The organism is Specibacter sp. BI4, from assembly GCF_056680095.1.
This window is the reverse complement of record NZ_CM155265.1, coordinates 1096396-1123007: the sequence shown is the minus strand read 5'-3', so window position 1 is coordinate 1123007 and position 26612 is coordinate 1096396. Positions and strand designations below refer to the sequence as shown.

The following is a 26612-nucleotide window of genomic DNA, read 5'->3' as shown; positions in this document are numbered from 1 at the left end:
TACGGGAGGAAGGGAAGGTGCGACGGCGGCACGGCTGGGTGCCGCCGTCGACCGCCTAAACTTCTTCGACAGAGTTCGGCTCGGCCCGTGACAGGTCGATGCCCAGCTCCTCCGCGGCCCGGAAGACTTCTTCATCCGAGTCACGCATCTCAATCGTGGTGCCGTCGGTGGAAAGAACTTCCACGTTCAGGCACAGCGACTGCATTTCCTTGATAAGAACCTTGAAGGATTCCGGGATGCCCGGCTCCGGGATGTTCTCGCCCTTGACGATGGCTTCGTAGACCTTCACGCGGCCATGGATGTCATCGGACTTGATCGTCAGCAATTCCTGCAGCGTGTAAGCCGCACCGTATGCCTCAAGTGCCCAAACTTCCATCTCACCGAAGCGCTGGCCACCGAACTGGGCCTTACCACCCAATGGCTGCTGGGTGATCATGGAGTACGGACCTGTGGAGCGGGCGTGGATCTTGTCGTCCACCAAGTGGTGAAGCTTCAAGATGTACATGTAGCCCACAGCAACCGGGTCCGGGAACGGCTCGCCGGAGCGGCCGTCAAACAGGCGGGTCTTGCCCGAGGAGTCGATCAGGCGGTCGCCGTCGCGGGTCAGCGTGGTGGAATCGAGCAGGCCTGTGATTTCAGTGTCACGGGCGCCGTCAAACACGGGGGTGGCAACCTTCGTCTGTCCGCTTTCACGGGGCAGATTGGGCAGGTCCTTGAGCCAGTCAGGCTCTCCCTCGATCTTCCAACCGGTCTTGGCAACCCACCCGAGGTGGATTTCCAGGACCTGGCCGACGTTCATTCGACCCGGCACACCCAACGGGTTCAAGATGATGTCGACAGGTGTACCGTCTGCAAGGAAGGGCATGTCTTCGATCGGCAGGATCTTGGAAATAACACCCTTGTTGCCGTGGCGGCCGGCGAGCTTGTCACCATCGGTGATCTTGCGCTTGTTGGCGACGTAGACGCGAACGAGCTGGTTCACACCGGGGGGCAGGTCGTCTTCGGAGTCGCGGTCAAAGACGCGGACACCGATAACCGTTCCGGACTCGCCGTGGGGAACCTTCAAGGAAGTGTCGCGAACTTCGCGGCTCTTCTCACCGAAGATGGCACGCAGCAGGCGCTCTTCCGGGGTCAGCTCGGTTTCACCCTTGGGGGTGACCTTGCCTACCAGGACGTCGCCGGCTTCAACTTCTGCACCGATGTGGATGATGCCGCGCTCGTCGAGGCCGGCAAGGATTTCCTCGGAAACGTTCGGGATGTCCCGGGTGATTTCCTCGGCACCAAGCTTGGTGTCGCGGGCATCGATCTCATGCTCTTCGATGTGGATTGAGGAGAGCACATCTTCGGCAACAATACGCTGCGAAAGGATGATGGCATCCTCGTAGTTGTGACCTTCCCAGGACATGAAGGCAACCAGGAGGTTCTTGCCCAAGGCAAGCTCGCCCAGGTCCGTTGCCGGGCCGTCGGCGATGATGCCGCCAACTTCCAGACGCTGGCCTTCGGAGGCCAGGACGCGCTGGTTGTAGGCCGTTCCCTGGTTGGAACGCTGGTACTTGGCGATCGGGTAGCTGATCTCCGTGCCGTCGTCGTTCAACATGACAACAACGTCTGCGGACACCTCCGAGACCACGCCTGCCTTCTTGGCGATGACAACGTCACCGGCGTCAACAGCTGTGGGGCGCTCCATGCCGGTGCCCACAAACGGGGCCTCGGACTGGACCAGCGGCACTGCCTGACGCTGCATGTTTGCACCCATCAAGGCGCGGTTGGCGTCGTCGTGCTCCAGGAACGGGATCAGGGCGGTTGCCACAGACACCATCTGGCGCGGGGAAACGTCCATGTACTCGACGTCATCCGCCGGGATCAGGACGGGCTCGCCGCCACCGCCGCGCTGGCGAACCAGAACGGATGCTTCAACAAAGTGGTTGTTGGCATCGAGCGGCGCGTTGGCCTGCGCGATCACAACATCCATCTCGTCATCGGCTGTGAGGTAATCAACCTCGTCGGAGACAACGCCATCCTTGACCCTGCGGTACGGGGTCTCGATGAAGCCGAACGGGTTGATGCGTCCGTAGGATGCCAAGGAACCAATCAGGCCAATGTTCGGGCCTTCAGGAGTTTCAATCGGGCACATGCGGCCGTAGTGCGACGGGTGAACGTCACGAACTTCCATGCCTGCACGGTCACGGGACAAACCGCCCGGGCCCAGAGCGGACAGGCGGCGCTTGTGCGTCAGACCGGCCAGCGGGTTGTTCTGGTCCATGAACTGTGACAGCTGGGATGTTCCGAAGAACTCCTTGATCGCTGCCACCACGGGGCGGATGTTGATCAGCGTCTGCGGCGTGATCGCTTCGACGTCCTGGGTGGTCATGCGCTCACGGACAACGCGTTCCATGCGGGACAGGCCCGTGCGGATCTGGTTCTCAATGAGCTCGCCCACGGCGCGGATGCGGCGGTTGCCGAAGTGGTCGATGTCATCGACATCAACGCGCAAGTCAACCTCGGCGCCGTCGCGCTGGCCCTTGGTGGTCTTGTTGCCTGCGTGCAGGGCGACCAGGTACTTGATCATGGCGACAATGTCGTCCACGCTCAGCACTGAGGCTTTCTCGTCGCTCAACGGCAGGTCAATGCCCAGCTTGCGGTTGATCTTGTAACGGCCAACCTTGGCCAGATCGTAGCGCTTGGGGTTGAAGTACAGGTTGTGCAGCAACGCGTCGGCGGCGTCAACTGTGGGCGGCTCGCCCGGACGCAGCTTGCGGTAGATGTCCAGCAGGGCATCTTCGCGGCCGGTCGTGGCATCCTTTTCCAAGGTGGCACGGATGGAGTCGAACTCGCCGAACTCCTCCAGGATCTGGCCTTCGCTCCAGCCAAGGGCCTTCAGCAGCACTGTGACTGACTGCTTGCGCTTGCGGTCGAGGCGGACGCCAACCTGGTCGCGCTTGTCAATCTCCAGCTCGAACCATGCACCACGTGAGGGGATGATCTTGGCGGTGAAGATTTCCTTGTCGCTGGTCTTGTCCGCGGTGCGCTCAAAGTAAGCACCCGGGGAACGAACCAGCTGCGACACAACGACACGCTCGGTGCCGTTGATGACGAAGGTGCCCTTGTTGGTCATGAGCGGGAAATCGCCCATGAAGACAGTCTGCTGCTTGATTTCACCGGTCAAGTTGTTCATGAACTCGGCCTTGACGTACAACGGGGCGGCGTACGTGGCGTCGCGGTCCTTGCATTCGTCAACGGTGAACTTGGGGTCAGAGAATTCCGGCTCCGTAAAGGACAGGGACATGGTGCCCTGGAAGTCCTCAATGGGGGAGATCTCTTCGAAAATGTCGGACAGGCCCGACGTGACGGCCACACTGTCATCGCCAGCATCCACTGCCGTCTGCATGCGGTCCTGCCAGCGTCCATTGCCTACGAGCCAGTCAAAGCTCTCGGTCTGGAGCGCAAGCAGATTCGGCACGTCAAGCGGCTCGTGAATCTTTGCGAATGAGAGGCGACTCTTTGCACCGTCGGTGCTGTTTGAATCGATAGCGGTTGCAGCGTTATTTACATTAGAGGTGCTCGAGGCGACCAAGAGGGATCCTTCCACAGACCTGCAGGCTTGTTCTTACGACCCTCACCCGTTTCACTCCTGGTCATCAAACCCGGACGAACGCTGGCCAAGCAGCCGCGGCAAGTGCTCCAAGGCGCGGTCAAACCAGCCTTTTTGCACGTTGTCCTTGGCTCTTGACCGAAACAAAGCCCACCGCTATATGAAGGCTGAAGGTTAAGAGGGATACGCAAAGATCTACTCTACAGGCAACTGCACCATCGTGTCTACCCCACGATGCCAAAAACCGCAAGTATCGATATTCCACGACACATCGGACCCGGTTTTCCGGGAAATATTGCCTGCCGTTGGGCTCGTCACACAGTGGTTTTGGCGGTCGCGGCGGCCCGGAAATTTTCTTCCGCCCGAAGCCGTTGAATTCCATGACTGACAGCGGTTGCTGTTAGGTTTTAGGCAGGAAGCGTACAGCTCAACGAGGATCTGTGCGACACAAGTTTCAAGGAGCGCGGCAGCCATGACGGCACAAACAAATGATGTTGTAATTCTCGCAGGGGCCCGCACCCCACAGGGCCGGCTCAACGGTCAGCTGGCGCCATTTACCGCCGTCGAGCTGGGTTCCAAGGCCATTGCCGCAGCCGTCACCCGCTCCGGCGTTGACGCCGCAGACATTAATTTTGTCATCATGGGCCAGGTCCTGCAGGCCGGCGCCGGACAGAACCCGGCCAGGCAGAGCTCCGTGGGGGCCGGAATTGGCTGGAATGTACCGGCTGTGACGATCAACAAGGTGTGCCTGTCCGGCTTGACTGCTGTCATCGATGCGGCCCGGTTGATCCGCAGCGGCGAGGCGTCGGTGGTAGTGGCGGGCGGTCAGGAGTCAATGACCCGGGCCCCGCACATTCTGCCCGGCTCCCGCCAAGGCTGGACCTATGGGGCCATCCAGGCCCTGGACGTGGCGGCCCGCGACGGGTTGACTGACGCCTTTGACGACGACTCGATGGGCTTGTCCACCGAACGTGGCAACCTCCGCCTGAGCATCTCCCGGACGGCGCAGGACGAAGTGGCGGCTGCCTCGCACCAGCGAGCGGCAGCAGCCGTTGCCGCCGGGGTTTTCAAAGACGAAATCATCCCCGTCACTGTCCCCCAGCGCAAGGGTGAACCGCTTGTCTTGAGCGACGATGAAGGCATCCGCGCCCAAACGACAGTGGACACCCTGGCCGGGCTGCGTCCCGCCTTTACCGCAGACGGCGCCATCACCGCAGGGAACTCCTCTCCCCTGTCCGACGGCGCCAGTGCCCTTGTCCTGACGTCCCGCGCCTACGCCGAGGAGCACGGCTTGGCCTGGCTGGCCGTTGTCGGCGCCCCGGGCCAGGTGGCCGGGCCGGACAATTCCCTGCACTCCCAGCCGTCCAATGCCATCTCCGCAGCCTTGACCACAGCGGGCTGGGGTGTGGACGACCTTGACTTCATCGAGATCAATGAGGCCTTTGGCTCCGTTGCCGTCCAGTCGCTGCTTGACCTGAAGCTGCCGCTGGAGAAATGCAACATCCACGGCGGTGCCATCGCACTGGGCCACCCCATCGGCGCTTCAGGTGCCCGGCTGGCGCTCCATGCGGCACTTGAACTGAGCCGCAGAGGCTCAGGCAGGGCCGCTGTTTCGCTGTGCGGCGGTGGCGGCCAGGGCGAAGCGCTGCTTTTGTTCCGGGACGCAGAGTGAGCGCAGGGCCCGAACCGACAGCCCCGGCATTGACAGGCCGCGCACGTGTTGCAGCCGACGCTGCCGCGCGCAGCCTGCCGGTTGAACTGGTGGTGCGGCCCGCCGCGAACTCACTTGCGGAAGCGGCAGACCTTCTGGGGGTCACGCCGTCGGACATTGTGAAGTCCCTCGTGGTCAAGCGCAGCGACGGCACGTTCCTCTTTGCCCTGGTGCCCGGCGGCCGCTCCATCTCCTGGCCGAAACTGCGGGCAGTGGTGGGCGTCAACAAGCTCAAGATGCCCACGGCCGACGTCGCCCTGGACGCAACGGGCTACGAACGCGGCACCATCACCCCGTTGGGCAGCACGACGGCGTGGCCCGTGTTCGTCGATGCGGGCATCAGCGGCCGCCGGGTTGCCATGGGCGCCGGCGAGCACGGGTACAGCCTGTTCGTGGAGGCTGACGCCCTGATCGCTGCCTTCGAGGCAACCGTGGCGGACATTTCCGTCCCGGAGTAACAGCAGCGGAGAGTCGCCGGGTCCCGGGGTTCGGCCACCGGCGCAGAATGCAAGGAAGCCCCGCACCAATCGGTGCGGGGCTTCCTTGTGAAGTGCGAGGAGATTACTTGACAGTAACCGTGGCACCGGCTGCTTCGAGAGCATCCTTGGCCTTCTCGGCAGCTTCCTTGGTTACACCTTCGAGGACAGCCTTGGGAGCCGAGTCAACGACCTCCTTGGCTTCCTTCAGGCCCAAGGAAGTGATCGAGCGAACTTCCTTGATGACAGCGATCTTCTTGTCGCCGGCTGCTTCGAGGACGACGTCGAATTCAGTCTGCTCTTCTTCAGCTTCGCCAGCGCCGCCACCGGCGGGGCCTGCAACTGCAACAGCAGCTGCAGTAACTTCGAAGGTCTCCTCGAAGAGCTTGACGAACTCGGAGAGCTCGATGATGGTCAGTTCCTTGAAAGCTGCAATGAGCTCGTCGTTGGTGAGCTTAGCCATGGGTGGCGCTCCTTCTGTTCACTGGCCCAACCGGGCCGAATCCATAAACCTAAATCCTGCTGGACTTAGGGAAATACTGTGGGGTTTCCCCCTGGGGCTTGACGCCGCGCCTGCCAGGTCCGGGAAGATCGCGTGAACAATCTTCAGACCGGCAAGTGGGGACTAAGCCTCGGTGGTCTCAGCTTCAGCAGCAGGCGCCTCTTCGGCAACAGCTGCTTCTTCAGCGGCGGGTGCTTCCTCAGCGGCCGGAGCCTCTTCAGCGGGAGCGCCTTCGGCCAGCTTCAAACGCAGGGCCTCGAGGGTGCGCGCAGCGGCGGCCATCGGAGCCTTGAGGATGCCGGCAACCTTGGCCAGCTGCAGTTCACGAGACTCAAGGGCAGCCAGGGCGATAAGCCCGTTGGCGTCGAGAGCCTTGCCCTCAAACAAACCAGTCTTGATGACCAGCTGATTGTTGGCTTTTGCAAAATCCGTGAGGCTCTTGGCTGCTGCAACAGCGTCACCCTTGATGAAAGCAATGGCGGTGGGACCGGACAGCTGACCATCGAAAGCGTCAACACCGGCTTCCTTGGCCGCAATGGCAGTCAGGGTGTTCTTTACAACCGAGAACTTGGTGTCCTGGCCGAGAGAAATGCGCAGCTCCTTGAGCTGAGCTACGGTGAGCCCACGGTATTCGGTTAGGACTGCGGCAGTTGACTCATTGAAATCCTGTGTGATTTCTGCAACTGCAGCCACCTTTGTTGGCGTTGCCATAACCCTCCTTCCGGGAATTGGTGCCAGTCTTTCCAGCCCGCCCCGCCACCAGCAAGCTGGATTGTGGGCAAACAAAACGCCCCGCACAGATGTACGGGGCGTCGTGCGCAGCGGAACCATGGGTTTTATCCCGGTTCAACACTGCCCATAAGCTTTGTGCACCTGCGCTGGCCGTCCATGTAAAGGACTTTCGGATGCAAACCCGCCCGGGTCCAACGCAGTAAGATGCATGCTGCACTTGCTGGCTGGGGGTGGTTGACATCGACCGACGGTCTTTGGTTCTTATAGATTACAGGAGGCCGGGGCCGGATTCCAAATCAGCCCGGTGTGTGCACGGCCACAGTCGTCAGGAAATGGTGTTGAAGTCCTTGCGCCACTGCCCTGTCGCCCCGGCGTTGACGAAGCCCAGCTGGGCGTTGACGGAGAGCATGGCTGAATTTTCAGGTGCGTTCCACGTGTAGATGGCCGTGGTCTGCGGAAACTCGCGCATGAGCATCTCCATGTTCGCCACCTTGATCTGCAGCCCGACATCCTTGCCCTTGTGCGCCATTTCCACGAACGTGTCGTCCTGGAAAGCCACATCGTTGCGGTGCCCCAAGATGGAAATGGAGGTGAAGCCGACCAAGGTCCCGGTTTCCAGGCACTCGGCTGCAGTGACAAGCGTTCGCCGGCCTGTGCGCGCCGACAGTTCCTCTGCTTCACGCAAGCGGACCACATCCCACTGCCCGCCGCCCTGATCTTGGTCCTGGTCCTTGGCAGCGTCTTCCCTGCCGCTCAGATCCTGCTCCAGGCGAACGAAGTCCTGCGCCCATTTTTCCGGGCAGCTGTCCATCCACTGGTGCACGGCATAGGAGGGCTTCTGCCTGGCCGCGGCCTGGCTGACCAGCTCCGCGGCGACACCCGCCGGAAGCGGCAACGCACAAGCGCTGAACTGTTCCACCAGCTCGAGGTCGTAACCGGCACTGTAGGCAAACCGGGCTTCCCTGCTGCTCAGCGGGAGTGCCCCGCTGCCATGCGTGGCCATGATGGGGTCGCTTGCGTCATCCACCAGCGCCGCGACCGGATGGTTCGTTTCAACCATGACAATTTTGCGGTTCTCACCCTTGACGAACAGCTCGGCCGCCTCCAGCAGCTTGCGCCCCAGCCCGGCACCGGCGGCGGAGGGGAGCACGTCGAGGGTGACATGGGCCAGCTCGGTGTTGTCGTCCAGGGGCATCGCGATGCCCGCGCGCCCAACAATTTCCCCGTCATTGCGGGCGACCAGCACCACGTACCACTCGTAGGGGTCATGGCATTGGGCGAACAATTCCGTTGCCGTGTACGCCAACACGTCATTGCCCCACGTATGCACGCGCACTTGCCGGGAAACTTCGACGGCCTGCAGGAAGTCCTGCGCGTCGTCGCCGTCAAGCGTCTCCGGAATCCGCAATTGTTCGATGGTAGCTTCACTCATTGTCTTCAATACCCCGTAGTTGACTTTCCTCGAGGCCGCAGCATGACGTAGTCATGCTCGACCCTGCTCCCCAATTGAAAACTTCTGGTCCCCGCAATGGTGAACCCGTGTTTGCCGTAAAACGACCGGGCCCGCGCGTTCTCGCTGTTGACGCCCAGCCACGCCTGCCGATTGCCATGCCCGGCAATCCAGTCCAGGCTCCTGCCCAGAATCTGTGCGGCCACGCCCCCACCATGGACGTCGGGGTGCGCGTAACACTTGCTCAATTCCACCGCATCCGGTTCGGCCACGGCGGCAACGTCAATGTCCGACGGCGGGGAGTCCACCAGCATCGTATAGGCCAGCAGGCGGCCGGCACCCTTTGTGGCGCCTTCCTGGGCAACAAACACCACTCGCTGCGGGTCCGCCAGATATCCCGCGAAGGCCTGTGCGCCAAGCTTGTCCTTGACAAAGGCGGCAACATCATCGGCGGAACTGTCGGCGGGGCACGCCAGCGGGAACGTGATGGCCGCCAGTTCGGCCAGGGCGGCGGCGTCCGATGGCTCCGCCGTGCGAATGTTGACTTCCATTCCTGCGTTCCTCCTGCCGTCGGGCACTGACAGCGCCCTGTCCCCACAGTTTACAAAAAAGGGAGGGCCGTTGTAGCGATATGCTACAACGGCCCTCCCCGCCTATCCATCAGGACTAGTCCTCGATAACAACCTTGGTTGCTGCGGAATCAACCGGGATGCCCGGGCCGAACGTCGTGGAGACGGTGGCCTTCTGCAGGTAACGGCCCTTGGAAGCGGACGGCTTCAAACGAAGCACCTCTTCCAGAACAGCGCCGTAGTTCTCGGCCAGCTTCACGGCGTCGAAGGAAACCTTGCCGATAATGAAGTGCAGGTTGGAGTGCTTGTCGACGCGGAAGTCAACCTTTCCACCCTTGATGTCATTAACAGCCTTGGCAACGTCGTTGGTGACGGTGCCGGTCTTCGGGTTGGGCATGAGGTTGCGAGGACCCAATACCTTACCCAAGCGGCCAACCTTGCCCATAAGGTCAGGTGTGGCAACGGCGGAATCGAAGTCGGTCCAGCCGCCCTGGATCTTTTCGATCAGGTCGTCGGTGCCAACGAAGTCGGCGCCGGCTGCGATTGCTGCCTCGGCACGGTCACCGGTTGCGAAAACCAGGACGCGGGCAGTCTTACCGGTACCGTGAGGCAGGTTAACCGTTCCGCGGATCATCTGGTCAGCCTTGCGAGGGTCTACACCCAGGCGGAAGGCAACCTCAACGGTCGCGTCGAACTTGGACGGGTTGGTGTCCTTGGCGAGCTTGATGGCGTCGAAGGGTGCGTATACGTTCTCCGCATCGATCTTGGCCTGAGCTGCCTCATATGCTTTACTGCGCTTTGCCATGCTGCGTTTCTCCTTGTGCAGTTGTGGTCGTTAGGACCGCGCGGGCCCTGCCACTACGTCCGCCAGCCAACACCCTAAGGTGAGTGCTCCGGCGTCGTTCTTAATGTTTGTGAATGCCCAAATGGGCGTGAAGCAAAGTCTAAAAGAAGACTTATGCCTCGACGGTGATGCCCATGGAACGGGCGGTGCCGGCGATGATCTTCTCTGCGCCTTCAATGCTGGTGGCGTTGAGGTCAACCATCTTCTGGGTGGCGATCTCGTTGACCTGTGCCTTGGTCAGCTGGGCAACCTTGACGGTGTGCGGGGTAGCTGAACCCTTGGCGACGCCTGCAGCCTTTTTGATGAGCTCTGCAGCCGGCGGGGTCTTCGTGATGAACGTGAATGAACGGTCTTCGTAAACCGTGATTTCAACGGGAACGACGTTGCCGCGCTGGGATTCCGTTGCAGCGTTGTACGCCTTGCAGAATTCCATGATGTTGACGCCGTGCTGACCAAGTGCCGGACCGATGGGCGGTGCCGGGTTAGCGGCGCCTGCCTGGATCTGCAGCTTGATAAGGCCGGTGACCTTCTTCTTGGGAGCCAATGTAGGGTCCTTCTCTCAATATCTTTCCTGGAACGACGGAGCGCGTCCCAGGTGGGTGGCCGGATGGCGTCCGGCCGAACGTTTCACACAGAACTAAGCAAGTTCGCGTGCAACGAAATTTGTGGGCAACTAGATCTTGGTGACCTGGTTGAATGCGAGCGTGACGGGTGTTTCACGTTCGAAGATGGAAACCAGCACAACGAGCTGTGCAGCTTCGGGCTTGATCTCGGAGATCGACGCCGACAGGCCTTCAAACGGGCCATCCTTGACGATGACGGCTTCGCCGACCTCAAAGTCGATGACGGCGTCGACGGGATCGTGACGCAGCGGAACGCCTGTCTCTTCAGCCTGCTGCTCCTCGAAGATGGGGGCAAGCATCGAGAAGACTTCGTCCAGGCGCAACGGGACAGGGTTGTGGGCGTTGCCAACAAAGCCTGTGACACCGGGAGTGTGGCGGACAACGCCCCACGAAGCGTCGGTCAGTTCCATGCGCACCAGGACGTAGCCGGGAATGCGCACGCGGCTGACAACCTTGCGCTGGGCGTTCTTGATCTCCACGACTTCTTCCATGGGGACCTGAATTTCGAAGATGTAATCTTCCATGTTCAGCGACAGGCTGCGGGATTCAAGATTTACCTTGACCCGGTTTTCATAGCCGGCGTAGGAATGGATGACGTACCAGTCACCCTCCTGGCGGCGCAGCTTGGCCTTGAATTCTTCTGCCGGGTCAACTTCGGGCTCGGCGGGTTCGACGGCGGCGTCAGCGGCTTCCGCTGACTCGTCCTCTTCGCCGGCCACGGCGTCGGTGACCTCGGGGACTTCGTCAGTTGCGACGTCATCCGCGGGTGCAGCAAGGTCGGCACTGATGGCAGCATCAGCAACCACAGTGTCCTGGTCCTGCTCACTGTTTGTTGCCTTGGGCTCCAGCTCAGACACGAATTTCCTGCTTTCCTTGTGCGTTCTTAAATGGCTCAAACCGACCCCATGCCAAAGATTTCAGCGAGGTCGGCCACGTTGAGCGTATTACTGTTCGACGTTTATGTTTCCACCAAAGATCCAGAGCACGGCCTTGCCGAATCCCAGATCCAGGACGGTAACAATACCCATCACGATTACCACGAATACCAACACAACAAGTGTCATGTTGATCAACTCTTTGCGAGTGGGGGTGACAACCTTCTTCAACTCGCCAATGACTTGGCGAAGGAAGGTGGCAATCCGGCTGAAAAAACCGGGCTTGCCGGGCTTTGCCGTTTTTTTGGCAGGGCCCTTGGAGCTGCTTGCCGCAGTTTCGGTCACCAGTGCCTCACTCGTCATTTGTTGGGATGCCGGCACCTCCGGTGGCCCGGACAGTGCGTTGTGCAAAATATTCGCTCGGGCACCCCGGGCTGCCTGCACTTTGAATTCGTGCAGTAAACCCATTGCGCCCATGCGCAGGGCAGACAGGACTCGAACCTGCAACCTGCGGTTTTGGAGACCGCTGCGCTACCAATTGCGCCACTACCCTTTGGAATCCATCCGCAGAACACACTGTGTGCTGCGGCGAAAAATCCGTTCGATGCCATGAACCATGAATAACCTACAGTCTGAAGGCCGTCTTTCCAAACGGACTTGGAGACCGACATCAAGGCGTAGACCATCATCGTGCTTGAACACCGGTTACCCATTCTACGCATCCTTGGGCCGGTTCGTCGAACTGGACACAGTATGCGCCCCAAACCGTATGCGCCTAAAGTGGATGGTGCAGAAGTTTGCATTTTGAGCCTCCCCCGAAGAAAGAATCCTGATGCCTGCCGAACCGACAGCCAACCAAGCCTCCGGGCGCCGCGTTTCCGCCCGGATCGCCGCCATCGCCGAATCCGCCACCCTCGCCGTTGACGCCAAAGCCAAGGCCTTGAAGGCTGCAGGACGCCCTGTCATTGGTTTTGGTGCCGGTGAGCCCGATTTCCCCACCCCCGATTACATTGTTGAGGCGGCCATTGCCGCCGCCCGCCAGCCCAAGTTTCACAGGTACTCCCCCGCCGCCGGACTGCCGGAGCTGCGCAGCGCCATCGCCGCGAAGACGCTGCGCGATTCCGGTTACGCCGTGGACCCCGCCCAGGTGCTGGTGACCAACGGCGGCAAGCAGGCCGTGTACGAATCCTTTGCAACCCTGCTTGACCCGGGCGATGAAGTCATCGTCCCCACCCCGTTCTGGACGACCTACCCGGAGGCCATCCGACTGGCCGGCGGCGTCCCCGTCGAGGTCTTTGCCGGACCGGAGCAGGGCTACCTGGTCAGCGTCGAGCAACTTGAAGCTGCGCTGACGCCCCGCACCAAGGTGCTGCTCTTCGTGTCCCCGTCAAACCCGACGGGAGCCGTCTACTCCCCCGAGCAGACCCGCGAGATTGGTGTGTGGGCCGCGTCCAAGGGACTGTGGGTCATCACCGATGAAATCTATGAGCACCTGACCTACGACGGCGTTCCGTTCACCTCGATTGCCACGGCCGCCCCTGAACTGGGCGATCGCGTCGTCATTCTCAACGGCGTCGCCAAGACTTATGCGATGACCGGCTGGCGGGTTGGCTGGATGATCGCACCACTGGATGTCACGAAGGCTGCCACCAACATGCAGTCCCATGCAACCTCCAACGTGGCCAATGTGTCCCAGATGGCAGCCCTCGCCGCCGTGGCCGGGCCGCTGACGGCCGTGGACGAGATGAAGCTTGCCTTTGACCGGCGCCGCAAGGCCATGGTTGCCGCGCTGAACGCCATTGACGGTGTGGAGTGCCCCACCCCCCACGGGGCGTTTTACGCCTACGCCGATGTTCGCGGCCTGCTTGGCCGCGACATTGGCGGCATCCGCCCGGCAACGTCGGCCGAGTTGGCTGCCCTGATCCTGGACAAGGTTGAAGTTGCAGTTGTGCCGGGCGAGGCTTTTGGCCCCAGCGGCTTCATGCGCCTGTCCTACGCCCTGGGCGACGACGACCTTGCCACGGGCGTCGGCCGTTTGCAGGACTTCCTGGGTTCCGCCAAGGCGTAGCCTCTGTCCGAAGCTTCCGCGGGAGGTCCCTCGCGAGCAGTAAGATTTCCTCGGTCGCTGAGCGACCTCCGAAATCCATCCTCGCTCCGGGACCTCCCGCTGCAGCTTCGGCCCCGGCGCGCAGGTTTACAGCAGGCGGCGGTCGGCGGCCCAGCGTGTCAGTTCATGGCGCGAGGACAGCTGCAGCTTGCGCAACACGGCAGAGACGTGTGTTTCCACTGTCTTGATGGAGATGAACAGGGCCTTGGCCACCTCCTTGTAGGAGTAGCCGCGGGCGATCAGGCGCATGACCTCAAGTTCGCGGGCCGAGAGCTTGTCGAGCTCATCCTCAACCGCAACCTCTGCCGTGCCAAAGGCATCCAGCACAAAGCCCGCAAGCCGCGGCGAAAACACGGCGTCACCACCGGCCACCCGCCGGACGGCATCCGAAATTTCCGCACCCGAGATCGACTTCGTGACATAGCCGCGGGCACCGGCCCGGATCACCGAGACCACGTCCTCCGCAGAATCCGAAACACTCAAGGCCAGGAACTTCGTCGTCGCCAGCAAAGCCGTGCAGCCGGCGATGACTTCCCGACCGCCCTGTCCGCGGCCGCCGGGCAGGTGGACGTCGAGCAGGACCACGTCGGGCTGTTGCGTGTTGACCGCCGCAATGGCGTCCTCCACCGTCGCGGCCTCCGCCAACACCACGATGTCCCCGGCCAGGTCGGCTTTGAGTCCGGAACGAAAAATTGCGTGGTCATCCACAATCACAACCCTGATGGGCGTTGCCGGCAATGTCATTTGGCCTCCTCGGTGGCTGGTGTTTCGCTGGGCAGGTGCAGCCGCACTTCGGTGCCCTCAGCTGAACTAATAATCTCAGCAGTGCCGCCGTTGCGCTGCATGCGCCCGACGACGGACTCCCGGACTCCCAGACGGTCCGCCGGCACGGCGCTGACGTCAAAGCCCGGTCCACGGTCCTTGACGAATACGTCAACGCCCTTGGCACCGGCTTCAACGTACACGGAAACCGTGGTTCCGCCGTGGCGCACGCCGTTCAGCACGGCCTCCCGCACGGCCTGGACCAGTGCGTTTCCGCGCTCTGTCAGTTCGGCGTCGCCCACTGCGACAACCTCCACGACCTGGCCGTACAGGTCCTCCGCCTCCGCGCACACAGCCTTGACCCGCTCCACCAGGGCCCCGGAATTGTGCGCATTGTCCTGATAAATCCATTCCCGCAGTTCACGCTCCTGGGCCCGGGCCAACCGGGTCACGTCCACGGCGGAGCCGGCGTTCTTTTGAATCAGGGCCAGCGTTTGCAGCACGGAGTCGTGCAGGTGCGCGGCAATCTCCGCCCTCTCGGTTTCCCGGATGCGCCCGGCGCGTTCGCCTTGGAACTCCCGCCAAAATTTCAGTGCCCAGGGGGCAAGGACGAGGGCCACACCGGCAAGCACGGCAAGGGAGGCAACCACCGATGACCACAGCAGCTGCCAGGAACCGGAACCGGCCACAATGACAATGACTCCGGCGATGACAAGGGCGACGCCGCCGCCCAGACGGAGCATGGCCATGGGGGTGTCCATTTTTGCCGCGGTGAGCAGCCCCACCCGGCGGGTGTTGTCCAGCTGCATCCAGGCAAGGACGGCCCCCAGGGCGATGACGAGCAGCGGGATCAGGGTTCCCAGTTGCAGGTTCCAGCCCATCTGCTGGCCAAACACGATGATGGCGGCGATGACAAGACCGCCACCGATGAGCACATCCTTGAAGGCAAGTGAGGGCTTCCGGCGCCCGGCATAGCTGTTGCCGCCGGTCTCGGGCGGTGCCCCGCCGTCAGGCTCTGCCTGCGTGGGGCGGAAGAGTTTGAGCCGGGGGTTCCCGTCGGCGTCGAGCAGCCTGCTTCCCGCGTCAGCCTGCTCGCCCGCTAAGGGCACCAGCAGCCACAACCAGGCGTAAAACACCAGACCCGCACCAAAGAAGAAGCTGGTGCCGATCATGATGGCGCGCACATGCCCCACCTTGATGCCGAGGTGTTCGGCCAGTCCACCGCAAACCCCGGCGACAACGCGCTCTTGGGAACGGTACATCTTTGCGCTCATGGTTCAATCCAAGCACGCCCCGGCCCGCCTGCAGTGTTTCCCGGGGTTGCTTCAGGGTTCTTTCAGGGTCACCACCGATGGTCAGCACCCCCTGCCGACAGCCACCATTGAAGTATGAACAATCCCCAGGACACCCCAGAACAGCCGGCAGCCCCCACACCCGGTCCGGAAACCGCCGCCCCCGGCCCCGATCCCCTTCCCGGACCGAACCCCGGTCCGATCCCGGGCCAAGGCGGTCCAGCCGATGGCCCGGCAGGAAACCACCCGGCCGACTCCGCCAAATTCTTCCAGTGGCTCCGCGGCCTGGGCGTCCAGCGTGGAAGCAGCCGCTGGATTGGCGGGGTGTGCAGCGGACTGGCCAACAAATGGGGCATTGACCCTGTCATTGTGCGGGGGCTTGCCGTGGTCCTCACCTTGTTCTTCGGCGTCGGCCTGCTGGCCTACGGTGTGGCCTGGGCGCTGCTCCCCGAGCCTGACGGGCGCATCCACGTTGAGGAAGTTGCCCGCGGAAGCTGGTCGACCGGGATGACGGGTGCCGGCGTGCTGACGGTTCTGGGCCTGGCGGGGCCCGGGCAGGGGTTCATCTTCGGGCGGAACGACGGCTGGTTCCCGTGGCCGCTCTTCTGGATCGCCGTCGTCGCCGGCTTCCTCTACTGGGGCGTCAACTACAACAAGTCCAAGGATCGGCAGCCCAAAACTGGGCAGGGCCACGACTTCAGCCAGACATCGTGGCAGGTGCCGGCCCAGGCGGGCAATGCCGGGCCGGGTGCCTTCAGTTTCGCCCCCCAACAGCAGTTTGTCCCCAATCCGCAGATGTACATCAAGCACCAGCCGGTCAAGACCACTCCCCGGTTGGGCGCGGCGGCGAGCCTGCTCGTGCTGGGCCTGGCAGCTGTAATTGGCGCCCTGGTTCTGCTGTTGGATGCAACCAACCTCGTTGACCTCAACGGCTACCAAACCGGAATCGCGGCAGCCGCCGCGGCCATCACGGCCGGCCTTGGCATCGTGGCCGCAGGGATCATGGGTCGCAGCGCGAGCGGGTTGGGAACGTTTTCCATCATCGCGCTGGTGTTCGCGTCCCTGCTGAGCCTGCCGGCCCAGACCGGGCCGTTCACCGCCTTCAACAACGTCACCTGGGCACCCGCCACCGTCAGCGCGGCGGAGGCCGGCCGAACCATCGTGCTGGGCAACGCCACCTTTGACCTGACCAAGCTCGACGGCATCTCCTCCCTTGACAGCGAGCTGTCGCTCCCGCTCAAGGCCGTCGCCTCCACCGTCACCGTCAAGGTTCCGGCCAGCGTCCCCGTCACCATCAACAGTGAGTTGGCCGCCGTCTCCTTTTCCGTCGACGGCAAGAACGACGGCGACACACTCACCCGGGACCTGACGACCGAACTCAACCCGGACGCCACCGGCCCTGGCATGGTCATCGATCTGGAGGGCGCGGCCAGCAACATCGAGATCGTGACAGTGAAGTGATGGTCACGGACGACAATGCCTTCCCCTTTGGATCCCCACACGAATCCGGCACCACCCCGATCAACCCAACGGAGCACCCCATGGACCAGCCCACAGAATCCCTGAACGTCCCCAACGACGATGCCGGCGCGAAGCAAACCCGGCCAGCCAGGCACCCGGCGAGGGTCGGCACAATCGTCTGGGGCGCCGTCGTAATTGTCCTGGCCGCACTGATCATCATTGCCAGCCGCACCGGCCTGGACCTGGACGCCGGGCTTACCGCCATGTGGCTCCTGTTGGGGGCCGGTGTGGCCATGGTTGCCGGCGGCGCCGTCAAGCTCCTGCGGAAGCCGCAGCGGTAGCCGGGACGCGTCCACGGGTCGAACGAGGGGTTGCCGAGATCACATGTACGTCTAGAATGATCTACAGAGGAGCTCAATGGTGCGCTCAGACCACATTGAATCCACCCCTCGAAGGACCTAAAGACTTATGAAGATTGGAATTCTCACCAGCGGCGGAGACTGCCCTGGCCTGAATGCGGTAATCCGCGGCATCGTGCTCAAGGGCATCAAGGCGTACGGCCATGAATTTGTTGGCTTCCGAGACGGCTGGCGCGGCGTCGTTGAGGGCGATGTCATGGACCTCCCCCGCCAAATGGTGCGCGGCATCTCCAAGCAGGGCGGCACCATTTTGGGCACCTCCCGCACCAACCCCTTCGAGGGCAATGGCGGCCCGGACGTCATCAAGGCCCACATGGACCGCTTGGGCGTAGACGCACTCATCGCCATTGGTGGCGAGGGAACGCTCGCCGCGGCACGCAGGCTCACGGATGCGGGCCTGAAAATTGTTGGCGTGCCCAAGACTGTTGACAACGACCTCGACGCCACCGACTACACCTTTGGCTTTGACACGGCGGTGCAGATCGCCACCGAAGCCATCGACCGCCTGCGCACGACGGGCGAATCCCACCACCGTTGCATGATTGCCGAGGTCATGGGCCGCCACGTTGGCTGGATTGCCCTGCATGCCGGCATGGCCACCGGCGCCCACGCCGTCCTGATCCCGGAACAAAAAACCAGCATGGACCAGATCGTTGAATGGGTAAAGGAAGCCCACGACCGCGGCCGCGCCCCATTGGTGGTTGTGGCCGAAGGCTTCGTGCCGGACCATCAGGATTCGGCCCACTCGGAGCGCGGCCTGGACACCTTTGGCCGTCCCCGCATGGGCGGCATCAGCGAGCAGCTCGCGCCGGAGATCGAGGCCCGTACAGGCATTGAAACCCGCGCCACCATCCTTGGCCACATCCAGCGCGGCGGCGTCCCTTCAAGTTTCGACCGTGTGCTTGCCACCCGCCTGGGCATGGCCGCCGTCGATTCCATCGTGGAAGAGCGTTGGGGCACGATGGTTTCACTCAAGGGCACCGAGATTGAGCACGTCCCCTTTGAAGCCGCCCTGGGCAACCTGAAGACTGTGCCCCAGCACCGCTACGACGAAGCCGCCATCTTGTTCGGCTGACCTCCCGAACCCCTGTCGTTCCGGTACTCGGACGGGGCAGCCCGGAGCCACGACTGAAACAACAAGTACGCCCCGGAGCACTCAAGTGCTCCGGGGCGCTAACGTTGAAGCCATGACTTTCGAGATTTCCTCCGCACCCATCGTGTTCCTTGCCTGGGAGCGTGGCTTGGGACTGCCCGCAGATTCGCTCCTGGCCGGGACGGGGCATGACCGGATCATCCACCCTGTCCAGGCACAGACGCTGACCTTCATCCGGTTGTGGGACCAGTCGATCCTCACGGGGCCGAAGCACCTGCTGGCTGCCGCGGACGCCTATGACGACGACGAACTCAGCGATCATTCGACCATGCTGCGCCTGACAAGGCACGACGGCGGACGGGGCCTGGGCACGCAGGCCCTGTACTACGCCGATGACCTGGCCCTGCACCAGCCCGAGGACACCGTCCACGTCTCCACCGGCCCGGAACAGGCCGCTGCCCTGGAATCCCTGTGTCCCCCGGATGACGCAAACGATGTGGCCCTGGCCTCAAGGGAGCACAAATTCACTGTCATGGAGACAGGGGCGCCAGACGCCGGACCGGTCGCGTGCAGTGCCTACGGCGAGTACCAGGGACTCCTGGCGCAGCTTGGCACCCTGGTGGCTCCCGAGTTCCGGCGCAAGGGCGTGGGCAGCCTTGCCACCAGCATTGCGGCCCACGAAGCCCTGGCGGCAGGGCTCATTGTCCAGTGGCGGGCCGACATCAACAACGCCGGCGCCCATGCACTGGCCACCTCAATGGGCCTCAACGTGGCCGGGTTGCAGACGCAGGTTTCCCTTCAGGCTCAGCAAAATCCGCATAGATAGCCGAGACCGCGCGGGGTTTGGCAAAGAAGATCGACACGGCAGCACCCAGCAGCACGGCGGCCGCCGGCAGCAGGGTTGACTGGGACATCGCCGTCGAGAAGCCGGCGTGCAGGACCTCCGGCAGTGGCCCCGAGGCGCCAGCGGCACCGCGGGCCGCACCCGCCGGCATTTCAACGGCCAGCCTGGCCGCAATCAGGGCAGCAATCGCGGCGCTTCCCAAAACCGAACCGATCTGTCGTGTCGTGTTGTAGACCCCGGCCCCGGCGCCAGCCTCGCTCGGGGCAAGGTTGCGGGTCGCCGTCGTCGACAGCGGGGCCCAAATGCCCGAACTGGCAATGCCCAGCAGGCCGCTTGGCAGCAGGAACAGCCAAATGGGGGTGTCCGGGGTCATCAGCAGTGCCGTCCAGCCCAGGGCGACAGACATGAGGATGAAGCCAGTGAAAGCGACATAGCGCGGGTTCACAATGTCGACCAGCTTGCCCACGAATGGGGCAAGGATGCCGGAGAACAGTGCCATGGGGACCATCATGAGCGCCGACTGGGTGGGCGTCATGCCCCGCACCAGCTGATAGTAGAAGAACAGCGGCAGGCTCATGGCCGTGACGCTGAAGCCCGTGGCGGTGATGGCCACGTTGGCGAGGGAGAAGTTGCGCACCTTGAACAAGTGCAGCGGCACCAGCGGTTCGCCCTTGTGGACTGCCTGCCACCACACAAAACCGATGAGCAGGACGATTCCGGCGATGATCATTCCCCAGACGGTCAGCGGGCCCGTAATGGTGCCCCAGTCGTAGGTGTCGCCTTCCTGGATGCCAAAGACCAACAGGAACAAGCCCGCGGAACTGAGGGCAACGCCCACCAGGTCAAACTTGTGGTCGTGCGTCTTCAGCGTGGGCACGAGGCGCCATGCCATCACAAAGGCCACCACGCCAACCGGGACGTTGACAAAGAAGATCCATTCCCAACCCAGGCCGTCCACCAAAACACCGCCGAGAATGGGGCCAACCAGCATCGCAACACCGGCAGTGGCACCCCAGAGGCCCATGGCCGGGCCACGCTTGTCGGGGGCGAAGATCCGGGTGATGACGGCCATCGTTTGCGGAGTCATCATGGCGGCGCCGAGACCCTGGGCCACGCGGGCGAGGATGAGCGTGCCAATGTCGCCCGAGAACCCGCACCACAGCGAAGCCAGGGTGAAGACTGTCAGGCCTACAAGGTAGAGGTTCTTCGGACCGTACTTGTCACCCAGACGACCGGTGACCAACAGGGGCACGGCATAGGCCAAGAGGTAGGCGCTGGTCACCCAGATCACCGAGTTGATGTCGGTGTTGAGCCCTTCCATGATCTTGGGATTGGCCACCGAAACGATGGTTGAATCGACGAGGATCATGAAGAAGCCCAGGACTAGTGCCCATAACGCGGGCCACGGTTTTGTCACAGTTTCCATGGGTGTTCCTTAGTGTTTAGAACTGTATTTCATTGCCTGTTCGATGCTGTCGTTTCCTGGGCCGCCGGCGTCCAGGGCAGCGTGCCGTCGCCTATGTCTGCGCACAGCTTTTGCACCCACTGAAGTTCGGCCTGCAGTTGGTGTTGCTGGTAGCCCACGTCGACCCAGTACTGTCGTGGCACCCCGCGTGCACGGGCCGCTGCACTTTCGGCTTCCAGCGCAGCCAATTCCCGCTCGATTGACTCGGCGCGTTGTGCCAGGAGCTCAACGACGTTCCCTGCCGGCAGGTTGTGGGCTTCGGAGAGTGCCTGCGGGAATCGCGGGTATTCCTTGACCGGCTGGGACAGAAGCGTGCGCAGTCCGTCCGCCAGCCTGGCCCGGCCCGCGGGAAGAATTGCATACGTGGTCCGTTCCGGCCGATTGCCGTCCCGGGCAGTTCCAACGGCTGCAACAAGGTCAGCCGCGGCCAGCCGGCCAACCGCGTGGTAGAGCGTCCCGGGCCTGACCTTGAGCACGCGGTCCTCATGGCGGCGCACCAGAAGCTGGTACATCTCATAGGGGTGCATTGCCCGTTCAGCCAACAGGCCCAGGGCCGCCATGGCCAGTGGGGAGAGCTGTTTCCCTGCCGCCATCGACCGCCCTTTCCGTGCCTGTGCCGCCATCACGGGCCGTGGCCGTTGCCCCGTCCATGATCTGTTCCATAGGAAGTATTCCACATGGAACAATGTGGCCCCATTTTACTACCGGAGCCAGCCGCAAACCAGCTCCGCGAGCCGCGGTCTGCTGCGTCCGCTCACCTGGGTGTGCGGAGGAAGCCTGTCTGCCTGCCCACCACTTGGCCGGCGTCGGTGGCAACAATGGTTTCCTGGCTGGCAGGGTACTGCTCGCCGTCGTCGTCGACAGTCAGCACTGCTTCCGGGTCGACCGAGCGCTTGACGAGGGCCAACGCAATGGGGCCCATTTCAAAGTGCTGGGCAGCAGATGTGACAGTTCCAACCACACGGTCTTCCAGTATCACGCTGCTGCCGGCAGCGGGGAGTGTGTGCAGGGAACCATCGAGCTGAAGGAACACCAAGCGGCGTGGCGGGCGCCCCAAATTGTGGACGCGGGCGACAGTCTCCTGACCCTTGTAGCAGCCCTTGGACAGGTGCACCGCCGTACGCATCAGGTCCAGTTCGTGCGGAATCGTCTTCTCATCGGTTTCAGCACCGCGGCGGGGGCGCCAAGCGGCCAAACGCAGCGCTTCAGCGGCCCAAACCCCTGCCAGCGGGCGGTCGCCGACAACCGCCACCAGCTCTGCGGCGGGTATCAGGTATTCACGCCACGGGCGTTCAAGTCCGGGGTGCTTGTCTTCAGGTATCGCGGCATAGCTGTAGCCTCCGGCACCAACGTGCGGCCAGGGGTCGACCCATGCCAGGAACTTGTCCCATTCCGGAACCTCGGTCACGGAACCAACAACAGCCCATTCCGCCGAGACATCAGCAATTTCCACCCGCAACATGAACTTCATGGAATTAAGCCACTGCGCCAATGGTCCGGCCTCCGCCGTCTCCACTATCAGCCAGGTGGATTCCCCGTCATCGACAACCCGCGCATCAAATTCAATGCGGCCCTGGACGGTGAGCAGCAACAGCTCGGTGCCGACGTTGGGTGCAAGCTTGGTCAGTTCCTGGGATGAGAGCGTATTAAGCCAGCTCAACCTGTCGGGACCCGTCACAGTGACGACACCGCGGTGGGAAAGGTCGACGACGGCGGTTCCCGGCTTCCCCAAGTAGCCCGCCAACAGGCGCTGTTCACGATTGGGGTCCCCGTAGTGGGACGCAACGCCAGCATCAAGGCCGCCAGCTTGCACGGCGCCGGCTCGGTTCAGCAAAGGACTCAAATAGCTCATATTGGGTGCAACGCCTTCTCTTGGTGGCCTATTCCAGCATCAATCCCCGGAGGGCGGCGGAGCCGGCACGCCACCAGCGGCAGGTGGGCCGGGTCCGACGTCGGACAGGAAAGTTAGGAAGCGACCTTGTGCAATGCGGCTGAGGCGTGGGCGTCTAGGGCCTTGCCCTGGGCTGCAACGTCCCAGCGCCAGTACAGGTCACCGTTGACCAGGCCGAAGATGCGGGTTGCCGCGGTGTAGTCCTTGGCCCCGGCACCGCGCATGACAGCGTCGGTGGACAGCTGGATCTGCGGGCCCTTGATGGTGCCGTAGTACAGTTCGGAGATGCCGCCGGGGTGGACGATGTTGGCCATGATGTCAAAGCCGTCGTCGGCATTGCGCAGGGCTTCGACATCGTCGGCTGTGCGCAGTGCAGGGACCATGTCCGCGGGGATCAGCCCCGGTCCGCCGTCGGCATCATTCAGGGCGCGATCAAGCTGCCAGAAGCCCGTCTCAACGGACAGCGGACGCAAAACGGTGCCCTCTTCATCCGTCAGCCACGACTCGGCCGTGTACTGCAGATAGGGCAGCCCGTTCGAGGCGAAGGTGACTGTCTGGGTGAAGTATTCGGAATCGGATTCGCCCGCACCAAGCCGGCCGGCACCCTTCCAGGTTCCAAGCAGCCATGACAGCGGCACCAGCTCCGGGGTCAGGTCAGTGGGAATCTCAATGGCCATGGCAGGTTACTGCTGACCCTTGAAGAGACGCCACACCACCAGTCCGGCAAACCAGGCCATGGCCACGCCGGCCAACGCCAATAGGCAAATGAAGAAGATTTCCAAGGCAAGTACGCTCATAGTGCCATCCTACAATGTTCTTCGCGCGGGTCTTGACTGGCCGGGCCGGGGCCGGCCTTCAGCGCCGGATGATCCTGTGCGGGACCATTCAGTGCAGGAGCATTTTTTCCACGAGGTAGACCAGTGACCCCAGCGACAGGATGGGTGCCAGGGCTGCCGCGGCCATGCCGACGGCTGATGTCGAGGGCCCTGCGAGGGTCCGAAGCCGGCGGAACCCCGAGATGACGGCGCCCACCAGGACTCCCAAAATTGCGGCCGGAACAATGCGGACATCTGAAAATAGCAGCGCGGCAAGGGGCCCGGCCAAGGCGGCCAGAACGATCGACAGCGGTGCCAGAACCCGGTCGGGCCAGGAAAGCATGCCGACCAGCAGAGCCACAGCAGCGCTGATCGCCACGATGAGCGTCATGCCCGGCTCGCCCAGGAACCGATACGAGGCCACCCAGCCACAAGTAAACCCTGCGACGGCCACACCGGCACCGGCACCGAGGATGGATTCAAGCCGGTGCTTTTGCCCTGTCCCACGGAAGATCTGCACGGCCATGACGGCGCCAAATCCCACCGCGATGAAGAGTGGGGCCCAGGCCAGGACATCGCCTCCCGCGGTCTGACCGGCTGTGAGGGCCGCCCCCGCGCCGGTCAAGGCAATGACGGTGCCGAGGGTCTTCTTGGCCGGAATGCCCAAATAGTGCGGCCAGCCATAGCCAAAGGCTGCGGACAGGACGATGCCCACGCCGACGGTGTAGCCCAAGCCCAGAAAATGCCCGGCGACCAGAAGTGCAAGCGCGATAATTCCAATAAGTCCGGCTATAAATGACTTCACACATCAATCCTGCCCTATTCTGCCGGTACACTGTGGAGCAACCCTGTGGGCGGAGCGTTTTGTTTCCGGGCCCGGCCGACTCCGGCCCAGCAGTTGGTTCGTTGCCCAAAGGTGCGCGCTATTAGGCACTTTGTTAGGAAGTCATGTCGCAGATTTTAATGCTGACCAACAACCACGGCAGTTCCGTGGAGATTCTGCCTGCGCTGGAACTTTTAAGCCACAACGTCCACATTCTCCCCGCAGTTGCCACGGCACTGCTCGAGGCCAAGCCCTCCGACCTCATCATGGTGGATGCCCGGAAGGATCTGGCCGGATCCCGCTCGCTGACCCAGTTGCTGCGGGCCACCGGAATCAGCGTTCCCTTGCTGCTGGTTTTGACCGAAGGAGGCATGGCCGCGGTGACGGCTTCCTGGGCGGCAGACGACGTCGTCGTGGATTCCGCCGGCCCCGCGGAGGTGGAAGCACGGATCCGCTTGGCGTTAACCCGGGCGGCCAGCGCCGAGGAAGACACACACCAGGAGATTCAGGCGGCCGGCATTGTCATCGACGAGGACAGCTACACGGCCAGGGTCCACGGCGCGGTGCTGAACCTGACCTACAAGGAATTTGAGCTCCTCAAGTATCTGGCCCAGCATCCGGGGCGGGTCTTTACCCGGGCGCAATTGCTCAACGAGGTGTGGGGCTACGACTACTACGGCGGCACCCGGACAGTGGATGTTCATATTCGCCGCCTGCGGGCCAAGCTGGGCTCCGAGAATGAAAACCTGATCAGCACTGTGCGCAATGTCGGCTACCGGCTCACGATTTCCAAGCTGTCCGACGACGCCATGGCTGAGGCCTGATCCACCACACCCGCTGTGGTGCTTCAACGCCCAGGACCTCTTGGGGGTTGAGCCCAAACCCACGACGAAAAGGAAGGCCCGTTTCCATGATGGAAACGGGCCTTCCTTGTTGGTGGAGGACATACGGGTCGAACGTATCGAGGACACCCCACTGGTGCATCCCCCCAGTGAAACCACAGGAATCAAACGACTCCGGCGATTTCCAGCGACCCGGTCTCCCGGGCTGCTGCTCACATACTCTATGCCACAAGCCCGGCTGCGCGCAAGCCCGGCCCGGATTCCCTGAATCCGGGCCGGGAGGCCTGCCAACAAGCCTGCCAACAAGGGACAAGTCGGCACGGCAACGCGCAACTTCGGGCGGTTGCGACACGTTCGCGGCCGCAGAGTCTCGCCTTAGCCTGCGCAGGCCCACTAGGCTGTGGTTATGAGCCCCGCAAAGACTGACAGCTGGCCCGTGACGGTCATCCCCGGCGCCCCCGGACCTGAGCTTCTCCAACAGATCCAGACCGTCATTGATGCGGCCGAGGACGCCGACGGCAATCCGCCCTTCTCCGAGCAAACGCTGGTGGAGCTAAAATCCACCGTGGCAGGCCCGCACAGTGTCCTGACACTGTTGACCTACGCCCCCGAGGACGCCTCACCCACTGTCGGCGAAGATCTGGCAGGCGTGGCAGTTGTCGTCCTCGACGGCAGTGAAGGTGTCCTGGAAATCGTGGTGCACCCGGCCTACCGCAACGACGGGGTTGGTGCGATCCTGGCCGACAAGCTCGTTGAAGTCCGCGGGCTGCAGGGCATCAAGGCCTGGTCCCACGGCGATCATGAGGCTGCAGCCGACCTCGCCGCCAGCTACGGCTACCGTGCCATCCGCGAACTGTGGCGCATGCGCCTTGTCCGGCAGGCGCCGTCGTCCGATGACCTGCCGGAGCCGGCAGCAGCTGACTATCCAACGCCCGACGGCGTGAGGCTGCGGACATTTGTCCCCCACCAGGACGAGGAGGCATGGCTGGCGGCCAACGCCGCAGCCTTCGCCCACCACCCTGAACAGGGTTCGCTGACACTGGCCGACCTGCAGGCCCGCATGGCGGAGCCTTGGTTCGACCCGGCAGGATTTTTCCTCGCCGTCAATGATGCCGGCGAGATCCTGGGCTTCCACTGGACCAAGACCCATCCTGCCCGCGCGGGCCAGGCCGCCATGGGTGAGGTTTATGTTGTCGGGGTGACTCCGGCTGCGCAGGGACTTGGCCTGGGCAAAACCCTGACGCGCCAGGGCATGGACCACCTGCAAAATGCCGGCCTGCGTGCCGTTATGCTTTACGTTGATGCGGACAATGAGGCGGCGGTTTCGTTGTACCGCAAGCTTGGTTTCACCAAATGGGATTCAGACGTCATGTACGGCCCCATGTCGGCATAGCCTGCACTCTGCTTTTGCAGGCGGCTGCAGT

Annotated in this window: 25 protein-coding genes and 1 tRNA gene; 9 read left to right on the top strand and 17 right to left on the bottom strand. The window is 62.8% G+C overall.

The genetic code is table 11. The annotated features are described in order from the left end of the window. Positions 1-55 precede the first annotated feature (55 nt). Positions 56-3574, bottom strand: a complete 3519-nt coding sequence (rpoB, locus tag AC1L6K_RS05265; RefSeq protein WP_480951673.1) for a DNA-directed RNA polymerase subunit beta — start codon at positions 3572-3574, stop codon at positions 56-58. 490 nt (positions 3575-4064) lie between these two features. Between rpoB and AC1L6K_RS05260 the strand changes: the two genes are divergently transcribed. Together AC1L6K_RS05260 and AC1L6K_RS05255 are read left to right on the top strand one after the other, a co-directional pair. Further along, positions 4065-5264, top strand: a complete 1200-nt coding sequence (locus AC1L6K_RS05260) for an acetyl-CoA C-acetyltransferase (RefSeq protein ID WP_480951672.1) — start codon at positions 4065-4067, stop codon at positions 5262-5264. Next, on the top strand, positions 5261-5761 hold the full coding sequence (locus AC1L6K_RS05255) for an aminoacyl-tRNA deacylase (RefSeq protein ID WP_480951671.1): 501 nt from the start codon (positions 5261-5263) through the stop codon (positions 5759-5761). Before AC1L6K_RS05260 ends, AC1L6K_RS05255 begins: the two co-directional genes overlap by 4 nt. A 103-nt stretch (positions 5762-5864) precedes the next feature. On the opposite strand, the gene rplL is transcribed toward AC1L6K_RS05255, so the two are convergent. The 9 genes from rplL to AC1L6K_RS05210 form a co-directional block, all read right to left on the bottom strand. Then, positions 5865-6242: a 50S ribosomal protein L7/L12 gene (gene rplL / locus AC1L6K_RS05250; protein ID WP_480951670.1), complete on the bottom strand. Its 378-nt coding sequence runs from the start codon at positions 6240-6242 to the stop codon at positions 5865-5867. A gap of 162 nt (positions 6243-6404) precedes the next feature. After that, positions 6405-6992 carry a 50S ribosomal protein L10 gene (rplJ, locus tag AC1L6K_RS05245; RefSeq protein WP_480951669.1) on the bottom strand — a complete coding sequence of 196 codons (588 nt, stop codon included), beginning with the start codon at positions 6990-6992 and terminating at the stop codon, positions 6405-6407. Between the two features lie 346 nt (positions 6993-7338). Next, positions 7339-8445 (bottom strand): GNAT family N-acetyltransferase, encoded by a 1107-nt coding sequence (locus AC1L6K_RS05240; RefSeq protein ID WP_480951668.1) that lies wholly within the window; start codon positions 8443-8445, stop codon positions 7339-7341. 5 nt (positions 8446-8450) lie between these two features. Beyond that, positions 8451-9014 (bottom strand): GNAT family N-acetyltransferase, encoded by a 564-nt coding sequence (locus tag AC1L6K_RS05235; protein WP_480951667.1) that lies wholly within the window; start codon positions 9012-9014, stop codon positions 8451-8453. A gap of 115 nt (positions 9015-9129) precedes the next feature. Next, complete coding sequence (rplA, locus tag AC1L6K_RS05230) at positions 9130-9837, bottom strand: 50S ribosomal protein L1 (protein WP_480951666.1); 708 nt, start codon at positions 9835-9837, stop codon at positions 9130-9132. A gap of 151 nt (positions 9838-9988) precedes the next feature. After that, positions 9989-10420, bottom strand: coding sequence for a 50S ribosomal protein L11 (gene rplK / locus AC1L6K_RS05225; RefSeq protein WP_480951665.1), 432 nt, complete (start codon positions 10418-10420; stop codon positions 9989-9991). 129 nt (positions 10421-10549) lie between these two features. Further along, positions 10550-11356, bottom strand: a complete 807-nt coding sequence (gene nusG / locus AC1L6K_RS05220) for a transcription termination/antitermination protein NusG (RefSeq protein ID WP_480951664.1) — start codon at positions 11354-11356, stop codon at positions 10550-10552. A gap of 87 nt (positions 11357-11443) precedes the next feature. Beyond that, entirely contained in the window at positions 11444-11737 is a 294-nt protein-coding gene (secE, locus tag AC1L6K_RS05215) for a preprotein translocase subunit SecE (RefSeq protein WP_480952699.1), read from the bottom strand. A gap of 117 nt (positions 11738-11854) precedes the next feature. Beyond that, positions 11855-11927 (bottom strand) — tRNA-Trp (locus tag AC1L6K_RS05210). Between the two features lie 279 nt (positions 11928-12206). Here AC1L6K_RS05210 and AC1L6K_RS05205 point away from each other — a divergent pair. Beyond that, entirely contained in the window at positions 12207-13442 is a 1236-nt protein-coding gene (locus tag AC1L6K_RS05205) for a pyridoxal phosphate-dependent aminotransferase (RefSeq protein ID WP_480951663.1), read from the top strand. Positions 13443-13568: 126 nt separating this feature from the next. On the opposite strand, the gene AC1L6K_RS05200 is transcribed toward AC1L6K_RS05205, so the two are convergent. Continuing rightward, positions 13569-14225 (bottom strand): LuxR C-terminal-related transcriptional regulator, encoded by a 657-nt coding sequence (locus AC1L6K_RS05200; RefSeq protein ID WP_480951662.1) that lies wholly within the window; start codon positions 14223-14225, stop codon positions 13569-13571. Further along, positions 14222-15517 carry an ATP-binding protein gene (locus AC1L6K_RS05195; protein ID WP_480951661.1) on the bottom strand — a complete coding sequence of 432 codons (1296 nt, stop codon included), beginning with the start codon at positions 15515-15517 and terminating at the stop codon, positions 14222-14224. Before AC1L6K_RS05195 ends, AC1L6K_RS05200 begins: the two co-directional genes overlap by 4 nt. Before the next feature lie 114 nt (positions 15518-15631). On the opposite strand from AC1L6K_RS05195, the gene AC1L6K_RS05190 reads away from it, so the two are divergent. From AC1L6K_RS05190 to AC1L6K_RS05175, 4 genes are all read left to right on the top strand, one after another. After that, positions 15632-16996, top strand: coding sequence for a PspC domain-containing protein (locus AC1L6K_RS05190; protein ID WP_480951660.1), 1365 nt, complete (start codon positions 15632-15634; stop codon positions 16994-16996). Further along, entirely contained in the window at positions 16996-17337 is a 342-nt protein-coding gene (locus tag AC1L6K_RS05185) for a hypothetical protein (protein WP_480951659.1), read from the top strand. Before AC1L6K_RS05190 ends, AC1L6K_RS05185 begins: the two co-directional genes overlap by 1 nt. A 127-nt stretch (positions 17338-17464) precedes the next feature. Then, positions 17465-18490: a 6-phosphofructokinase gene (locus tag AC1L6K_RS05180; RefSeq protein WP_480951658.1), complete on the top strand. Its 1026-nt coding sequence runs from the start codon at positions 17465-17467 to the stop codon at positions 18488-18490. A 112-nt stretch (positions 18491-18602) separates the two neighbouring features. Further along, complete coding sequence (locus AC1L6K_RS05175; protein ID WP_480951657.1) at positions 18603-19334, top strand: GNAT family N-acetyltransferase; 732 nt, start codon at positions 18603-18605, stop codon at positions 19332-19334. Here AC1L6K_RS05175 and AC1L6K_RS05170 read toward each other — a convergent pair. The 5 genes from AC1L6K_RS05170 to AC1L6K_RS05150 all read right to left on the bottom strand — a co-directional run bounded on the left by AC1L6K_RS05170 (position 19273) and on the right by AC1L6K_RS05150 (position 24328). Further along, a complete protein-coding gene (locus tag AC1L6K_RS05170) occupies positions 19273-20778 on the bottom strand; it encodes a DHA2 family efflux MFS transporter permease subunit (RefSeq protein ID WP_480951656.1) in 1506 nt (501 codons plus the stop codon). The two genes, AC1L6K_RS05175 and AC1L6K_RS05170, sit on opposite strands and share 62 nt — an antisense overlap. A 29-nt stretch (positions 20779-20807) precedes the next feature. After that, entirely contained in the window at positions 20808-21410 is a 603-nt protein-coding gene (locus AC1L6K_RS05165; protein WP_480951655.1) for a PadR family transcriptional regulator, read from the bottom strand. A gap of 161 nt (positions 21411-21571) precedes the next feature. Next, positions 21572-22669 (bottom strand): CAF17-like 4Fe-4S cluster assembly/insertion protein YgfZ, encoded by a 1098-nt coding sequence (gene ygfZ, locus AC1L6K_RS05160; RefSeq protein ID WP_480951654.1) that lies wholly within the window; start codon positions 22667-22669, stop codon positions 21572-21574. 113 nt (positions 22670-22782) lie between these two features. Then, complete coding sequence (locus AC1L6K_RS05155) at positions 22783-23385, bottom strand: nitrobindin family protein (RefSeq protein ID WP_480951653.1); 603 nt, start codon at positions 23383-23385, stop codon at positions 22783-22785. A 208-nt stretch (positions 23386-23593) separates the two neighbouring features. Further along, the gene (locus AC1L6K_RS05150; RefSeq protein WP_480951652.1) at positions 23594-24328 is read right to left on the bottom strand and encodes a permease; all 735 of its coding nucleotides are present in this window, start codon (positions 24326-24328) and stop codon (positions 23594-23596) included. 143 nt (positions 24329-24471) lie between these two features. Between AC1L6K_RS05150 and AC1L6K_RS05145 the strand changes: the two genes are divergently transcribed. Beyond that, the gene (locus AC1L6K_RS05145) at positions 24472-25170 is read left to right on the top strand and encodes a winged helix-turn-helix transcriptional regulator (RefSeq protein ID WP_480951651.1); all 699 of its coding nucleotides are present in this window, start codon (positions 24472-24474) and stop codon (positions 25168-25170) included. A 424-nt stretch (positions 25171-25594) separates the two neighbouring features. Then, a complete protein-coding gene (mshD, locus tag AC1L6K_RS05140) occupies positions 25595-26581 on the top strand; it encodes a mycothiol synthase (RefSeq protein WP_480951650.1) in 987 nt (328 codons plus the stop codon). Positions 26582-26612: the final 31 nt, after the last annotated feature.